Below are 3999 nucleotides of genomic sequence, written 5' to 3' on the forward strand. Positions count from 1 at the left end.
CCCCCCGCGCTGCCGTCCGCACCGCCGCTACTCCCGCTGCCCCCGCGGCTCCCGCCGAAGGGGTCGTCAGCACCGAACGAGTCCGTCTCGCCCCCGGAACCGGCGTCCGGGTCGGGAGCGCTCGCTTCGCTCGCGCCGGCGTCGCTCCCGCCGCCGAAGGGGTCGTCCGCACCGAACGACCCGAACTCTCCGCCGCCGCCGCCGACATCGCCGAACGCGTCCGCCGGTACGCCGTCTGCCGTCGAGTCGTCACCGGACCGGTCGCCCGCGGACCGGTCGCCGCTCGGCTCGTCGGTCCCTCCGAACGGGTCACCGTCGTCGGCCGTGTCGCCGGAGGAGCGCGCCTCGCCGTCATCGGTCGCACCGCCGAACGGGTCCCCGTCGCCCGCGTCGGCGTCCGATTCCCCGCGGTTCCCGCCGAAGGGGTCCGCGGGCTCGGCGTCGTCACTCGATGCGCCGAGTTCGACCGCCGGGTCGTCGAACTCCCGCTCCGCACCCCCGTCGCCGGGAGCGTCGGACTCGTCCGGTACTCCCGTCGCGTCCTCCGGCTCGTCCGGCGCGTCATCCCGCTCTTGCGCATCATCCGACTCCCCGGGCCCGCCGTCGGATCCGCGCTCCGCGTCGCCCACCGGCCGCTCGTCGGACTCCTCGTCGGTCTCGCGCAGCGCGCGCTCGAACCAGTCGTCCTCCTCGCTCATCGTTTCCGCCGCCCGTGGGGGTTCGGCATGAGCCGAGCAACGCGACCAAGCGGCTTGAAACTTTCCGGCGAACTCCCGCGCGTTGAGAACTCGATCGGGCTCCCCGATGTCCGCACGCTTTTATCCGGGGACGGGGATGGCTTCCGCATGGAAGTGGGCATCGTCGCGCGAAAGGGCAGCGAGCGGGCGGCGTCGCTCGCGGCGACTCTCCGAGACATCGTCACCGAAGAAGGAGAGAGCGTCTGGCTCGACGCGGAGACCGCCGCCGCGCTCGACGCGGGCGACGACGCCCGGGCGGTCGACGCGTTCGACGACTGCGACCTGGTCGTCGCCGTCGGCGGCGACGGCACGTTCCTGTTCGTCGCGCGCAACGCCGGCGACACCCCCATCGTCGGGGTGAACCTCGGCGAGGTCGGGTTCCTCAACGCGGTCCCGCCCGCCGACGCGGCGGCGGCGCTCCGCGCCGAGGTCCGGGCGTTCCGGAACGGGGGGCTGGACGTCCGGGAAGCCCCGCGGCTCGCCGCCAGCGCCGGCGGCTGGACGTCGACGCCGGCCGCGAACGAGGTGGTGATTCAGGGCGACCGACGCGGCCCCGGCGGCGGGATCGACTACGAGGTGCGGGTCGACGGGTCGCGGTACGCCGGGGGGCACGCAGACGGGGTCCTCGTGGCCACGCCGACCGGGTCGACCGCGTACAACCTCTCCGAGCGCGGGCCCCTCGTCCACCCCGAGGTGAACGGGCTGATCGTCAACGAGATGGTCGCCGAGGACGGGATGCCACCGCTCGTCGTCGACGCCGACGCGAGCATAACCGTCGCGGTCGCGGACGACGCGGGGGCGACCGTCGTCAGCGACGGACGCGACACCGCGGCGCTCGACGGGCCGACCGAAGTGACCGTCGAACGCGCCGCGCCACCGATACGGATCGCCGGTCCCCCCTCCGACTTCTTCGAGGCGCTCGGCAAGCTGTCCTGAGCCGGCGGCTGCACGGCGGCGGCCGGACGCACCCACAAAGCGTTTACCGGACGCCCGCGGACGCCGGAGCGTGAATCGCCGGTCGGCGCTCGGACGGTACGCGGTCGCCGGGGTCCTCGTCGCGGCGGTGGCGGCAGTGACCCTCGCGGTCTCCCCCGAGGCGGCGCTCTCGCGGCTCCGGTGGCTCGCGACAGACCCGCTGCGGTTCGGCGCCGCGATCGTCGCGCTCGCGGCGGTCAGGCCGCTCCTCGCGTGGCCCACGACCCTGCTTGCCGTCGCCGTCGGCTTCGGGTACGGCTGGGCCGGGACGCCGCTCGCGCTCGCGCTCGTCGTCGGCACCGCGCTCCCCCCGTACGCGCTCGCCCGGGCGGGGAGATTCCGCCTCCGAGACGGCGCCAACGCGGGCGACGCGTCGGGAATCGCCGACAGGTTCTGTCGCGCCGGCGAGCGCTTCGCGGCCGAGTCAGGGAGCGTGCGCGCCGTGACCGGGACCCGCCTGCTGCCGCTCCCGTCGGACGCGGTGACGGTCGGGGCCGCGGCCGCCGGCGTCGGCGTCCGGCCGTTCATCACCGGTACCGCGTTCGGCGAACTCCCGTGGGTCCTCGCCGGGGTCGCCGTCGGCGTCTCGCTCGACCGCCTTGCGGCGAGCGGCGGGTCGCTCGTCGACCCGGCCGTGGTCCTCGGCATGGCCGCCGTCGGCGTGCTGATACTCGCCGGACCGCTCTACCGGACGTTCCTCCGGACGGACGCGACGACGGTCTGACTCGGCGGACACTGGGCGCCGATACGGCGGACGGATCGCAGAAAGCGAAAAGACCGCCCGGGCGTGTCGTCGCTCGGGCGGTCGTGCGGGCCGTGTGCCTCTGACAGCAGACGGGTGCTCTGCGTCGGGAACCGCTCGCAGCGACGCGCGCATTCCCCCGGTCCCCGAATCCCGGGAACCGACCCAGCCCTGACCCCGAAGCCGCGGTGCGGTCCGCGCTCGCCCCTGCGAGCGCCGGACGCGGCCGCGACTCCAACGGGGGACCGGGAGAGCGCGGCGTCGCTACGAGTCGCCGTCGGTCGAGTTCTCGCCGCTCGAACCGTCCTCCGACGCCTCGGACTCGTACTCCACCTCGATCCCGCTCGGCACCGGGCGGAGGAGGTAGCGGCCGTTCCCGCGCAGCACCGGCGCGAAGTCCGCGGTGAACGTCGTCCGCGCGTTCTCGCGGATCTCGAACTGCTCGTTGAACTTCAGCGGCGCGTTACCCGGGAGATCGACGGCCGCGTCGCTCCCGTCGGTGAGGGTCCCGTCGGCCGACGACACGTCGAGCTGGAGGTACGGGTACTCGCCCGTCTGGAGCTCCCGCTCGTCGATCAGCTGCGTCTCGCCGTTCTGGAGTTCGACGAGGTCAGCCTCCTGTGACTCGTCAAACTCGAAGTACTCGCGACCCTCGGCGGCGTCCCCCTCGTCGTCGGTCCCGTTGCCGTCGGTGGTCTCGTTCCCGCCGGCGTCGGTGTCGTCGCTCCCGTCGTCCGGGTCGGTCTCGTTCGCGCCGTCAGCGTCACCTTCCTCCGGATCGGCGCCCTCCGGGCCGAGCCAGAACCCCTCGACGGTGACGACGAGCGACTCGAAGTCGCCGATGTCGGCGGGCTGGTCGGTCACCTGCGTCGCGAGCGTTCCCGTCGCGCGACCGACACAGCCGGCGAGGCCCGTCGCCCCGAGGGCGGCGGCGCCGGTCGCCTTGAGGTAAGTGCGCCTGTCGAGCGCGTCGAGGTCGGGCGCGCGGTCAGTCACGTCACGCACCCCCCGCTCCGTCGGCGGTCGTCCCGTTCTCCGCGTCGGTTCCGTCGCCCTCGCCGGCGCCGTTCCCGGCGATATCGCTCACGGTCTCGCCGAGATCATCGACCCCGCCGCCGAGGAACTCGTTCACGCTGTCGAGGATCCCGCCGACGAAGTCCGGCACTTGGTCCGGGAGGTCGCTCGGCGGGCCCGCGTCGCCCGAGGCGTTGTCCGGGCCGGGCGTCGCCGCGACGGCACCGGCGGCCGCGCCGGTCCCGATCAGTACCACCGTGGCGAGCGCCACGAGCAGCGTCGTTCGGAGTGCGTTCATTGCGACTCATCCTCGGAGCGCTACACGGTTTAATGCCCCAAGCCGTTCAGCCGAATTACGCCCGATTTAATTCGGTTTAATCGGTAGAAGACGGCCTAAACCGGGAGATCGACTTGAACAGCGGGTGGTATATAAAAGGATAACTCCGGCAGCCGAGATCGGCGACGCGCCCGCGGACCGTAACCGGGGGCGCGGCCGTGGACCGTAGTCGGCGGGCGCGCCCCCGGTTACGG

Annotated in this window: 4 protein-coding genes and 1 pseudogene; 2 read left to right on the forward strand and 3 right to left on the reverse strand. The window is 73.4% G+C overall.

The genetic code is table 11. The features are described 5' to 3' along the window. A pseudogene (locus tag EXE51_RS17365) lies at nt 1–698 on the reverse strand (KaiC domain-containing protein); the annotation flags it as partial. Between the two features lie 147 nt (nt 699–845). Here EXE51_RS17365 and EXE51_RS17370 point away from each other — a divergent pair. Further along, entirely contained in the window at nt 846–1673 is an 828-nt protein-coding gene (locus EXE51_RS17370; protein ID WP_049932608.1) for an NAD(+)/NADH kinase, read from the forward strand. A gap of 70 nt (nt 1674–1743) precedes the next feature. After that, nucleotides 1744–2436 carry a VTT domain-containing protein gene (locus EXE51_RS17375; protein WP_089308794.1) on the forward strand — a complete coding sequence of 231 codons (693 nt, stop codon included), beginning with the start codon at nt 1744–1746 and terminating at the stop codon, nt 2434–2436. Nucleotides 2437–2718: 282 nt separating this feature from the next. Here the strand turns inward: EXE51_RS17375 and EXE51_RS17380 are convergent, their stop codons facing one another. Continuing rightward, entirely contained in the window at nt 2719–3450 is a 732-nt protein-coding gene (locus EXE51_RS17380) for a DUF4382 domain-containing protein (protein WP_049932651.1), read from the reverse strand. Between the two features lies 1 nt (nt 3451). Then, complete coding sequence (locus tag EXE51_RS17385; protein ID WP_129452394.1) at nt 3452–3766, reverse strand: hypothetical protein; 315 nt, start codon at nt 3764–3766, stop codon at nt 3452–3454. Nucleotides 3767–3999 lie beyond the last annotated feature (233 nt).

Origin of the sequence: Halorubrum sp. CGM5_25_10-8B, assembly GCF_005435095.1 — an archaeon.
GTDB lineage: Archaea > Halobacteriota > Halobacteria > Halobacteriales > Haloferacaceae > Halorubrum > Halorubrum ezzemoulense.